The following is a 2,772-nucleotide window of genomic DNA, read 5'->3' as shown; positions in this document are numbered from 1 at the left end:
CCGAGCCCGGTGCGGTAGGCGTCCATCGCGGCCTCCAGACGGCCCTCCCGGCGCAGCAGATCGCCCAGCAGCCGGCAGAGGTCGGCCAGGTCACCGGCGGCGCCGGTGCGTTCGAGCAGGGACAGCGCCGCGCAGTAGTGCTCCTCCGCGGCCTCGGCGTCGCCCCGTTCGTCCGCGATCAGGCCCAGCAGCCGGTGGGCGCCGCCCGCGTGGACCGCGCCGCGGTCGGCGGTCAGCCCGGCCTCGCCCGACGCCGCGTCCGGCCCTTCGGGGGCGTTCGCGGCCCCCGCGGCGGGTGTGCGCGCCAGCAGCGGCAGCAGCAGGGCCTCCGCCTCCGCCGTACGGCCGCGACGGCGCAGCACATCTGCCAGCTCGACCTCGACCTGCACGGTGAACAGCGCGGCCCGCTTGGAGGCCAGCATGTCGCGGGCGGTGCGCAGTTCGCGCTCGGCGCGCTCCAGATTGCCGTCCTGGGCGTGCACATAGCCGCGCATCCAGTGGCAGTGCGCCAGGTCGGTGTGGATGCGCAGCTGCTCGTAGAGCTCCTGCGCCTTGGCCAGGGAGGCGTCGGCCTCGGCCGTCCGCCCCTCGGCGATCAGGGTGCGGGCCACTCCGCGGTGCATCCGGGCGATGAGCCCCGGGTCGTCCACGCTCGGGGCCAGCGCGAGCGCCAACTCGGCGGCGCGTACGGCTCGGGCGTGCGCCCCCATGTCCATATAGGGCGCGATGGCCGCCGTATAGAGCAGCAGCAGCGCGTACGGGTCGTGCAGCCCCGAGGCGTTGAGCTCGTCGATGGAGCTCTCCAGCAGATAGCAGGAGTAGCGCAGTTCGCCCGCCAGGAGATGGGCCACGGCCCGGCCGCGGATCGCCGGGATCCGGCGGGGCAGCGGTTCCCCGGCGAGCAGCCGCTCCACGGCCTCGAAGTGGTCCCGGGCGACGGTGAGGTCACCGGTCTCCAGCGCGCAGTCGCCGAGCCCCAGCAGGGCCGCCGAGCGCTCCTCGGCGAACCCGAGCCGCTCCGCCTCGTCGCGCACCTCCGCGAAGAGCCCGGCGGCGTCCTCGGCCGCGCCGGTCGCCAGCGCCCGCCGGGCGTCGGTGACGGCGGCCCGCAGCCGGGTGGCGTCACGCGGTGAGCGGCCGGTGGTCAGCTCCTCGTAGCTGACGCCGAGCCGGTCCGCGAGATGGCGCAGCGCGGCCTCGGAGGGGCGCACCTTCCCGGCCTCGAGGGTGGAGACATAGGCGGCGGTGTACGCGGGCTCGGCCAGCTGCCGCTGGGTGAAGCCGCGTTCGGTACGCAGTCTGAGCACCCGGCGCCCTATCTCGGCGGTCGACTCCGCCCCGGCCGCCCCCGTCACCGTTCCCGCCGTCCGCCCGTCACCGGCGCTTCTGTCGGCCACCGTGCCCTCTTCTCCCCGGCGGTAACTTAATCGCCGGGCTAAGTCCATTTAACGTGAGGATTGAAGGATGCAGCAGGCAAGCACAGCGGTACCGGCCGGGCCGGGCGCCGTGACGACCGTCCGTCAGCCGGAACTGCTCCTCGCCGACTATCACTTCGACGTACCGCTCGACCATAAGGCTCCCGAGGGCGAGCTGATCCGGCTTTACGCACGAGAGGTCGTCGCCGCGGGCAAATCCGCTGCCGAGCGCGAGCGGCTCCCCTGGCTGGTCTACCTGCAGGGCGGGCCCGGCTGTGGCGCGGACCGCCCGGTGGGCCGCTCCGGCTGGCTGGACCGTGCGCTGGACGAATACCGCGTGCTCCTGCTCGACCAGCGCGGCACCGGCCGCTCCACCCCGGCCAACCGCCAGACGCTGCCGCTGCGCGGCGGACCCGAGGAACAGGCCGCGTACCTCTCCCACTTCCGGGCCGACGCGATCGTCCGCGACTGCGAGCTGATCCGGCGCCGGCTCATGGGGGACCGCCCGTGGACCGTGCTCGGCCAGAGCTTCGGCGGCTTCTGCGCGGTGACCTACCTGTCCCACGCGCCCGAGGGGCTGGACGCGGTGCTGCTGGCCGGCGGGCTGCCCGCGATCGACCCCGGCACCGACGCGGACGCCGTCTACCGCACCGCCTATCCGCGGATGGAGCGCAAGACCCTCGCCCACTACGCCCGCTATCCGCGGGACGCGGACACGGTCCGGGCCCTGGTGCGGCATCTGGCATACCACGAGGAGGTCCTGACGGACGGGACCCGGCTCACCGTCCCCGCCCTCCAGCAGCTCGGCTTCCTGCTCGGCACCGGCGACGGCTCGCACCGGCTGCACTACCTGCTGGAGGACGCGTTCGTGCCCACCGCCGACGGGCCGCGGCTGAGCGACGCCTTCCGCGAGCAGGTGGCGGCCGTGCTGTCCCGCGCCGCCACCCCGCTCTTCAGCCTGCTGCTGGAGTCCATCTACGCCCAGGACGGCCGGGCCACCGACTGGGCCGCGGAGCGGGTCCGCGCCGAATTCCCCGCGTTCGACGCCGGTAAGGCGGTCGCGGAGGACCGTCCGGTGCTCCTTACGGGCGAGACGGTGCACCCCTGGATGCTCGACACCCACGCGGCGCTGCGCCCGCTCGCCCGCACCGCCGAGCTGCTCGCCGCGCGCACCGGCTGGGGCCCGCTGTACGACACCGAGCGGCTGGCCCGTAACACCGTGCCGGTGGCCGCCGTGATCTACCACGACGACCTGTACGTGGACACGGAGCACTCCCTGGCCACCGCCCGGGCGATCCGGGGCGTGCGCACCTGGGTGACGGACGAGTTCGAGCACGACGGGATCCGGGCCGGCGGC

Annotated in this window: 2 protein-coding genes; one reads left to right on the top strand and one right to left on the bottom strand. The window is 74.5% G+C overall.

Features of this window, described 5'->3' with window-relative positions; genetic code table 11:
- Positions 1 to 1,355: helix-turn-helix transcriptional regulator (locus tag GWI24_RS43045; RefSeq protein WP_210951460.1), on the bottom strand; the 1,355-nt coding region annotated here is incomplete at its 3' end.
- A 109-nt stretch (positions 1,356 to 1,464) separates the two neighbouring features.
- Here GWI24_RS43045 and GWI24_RS43040 point away from each other — a divergent pair.
- A partial coding sequence (locus tag GWI24_RS43040; RefSeq protein WP_210951459.1) for an alpha/beta fold hydrolase occupies positions 1,465 to 2,772 on the top strand: 1,308 nt, incomplete at its 3' end.

This window comes from Streptomyces sp. MK37H, assembly GCF_018035285.1.
GTDB classification, from domain to species: domain Bacteria; phylum Actinomycetota; class Actinomycetes; order Streptomycetales; family Streptomycetaceae; genus Streptomyces; species Streptomyces endocoffeicus.
This window is presented reverse-complemented; position numbering and strand designations above follow the sequence as displayed.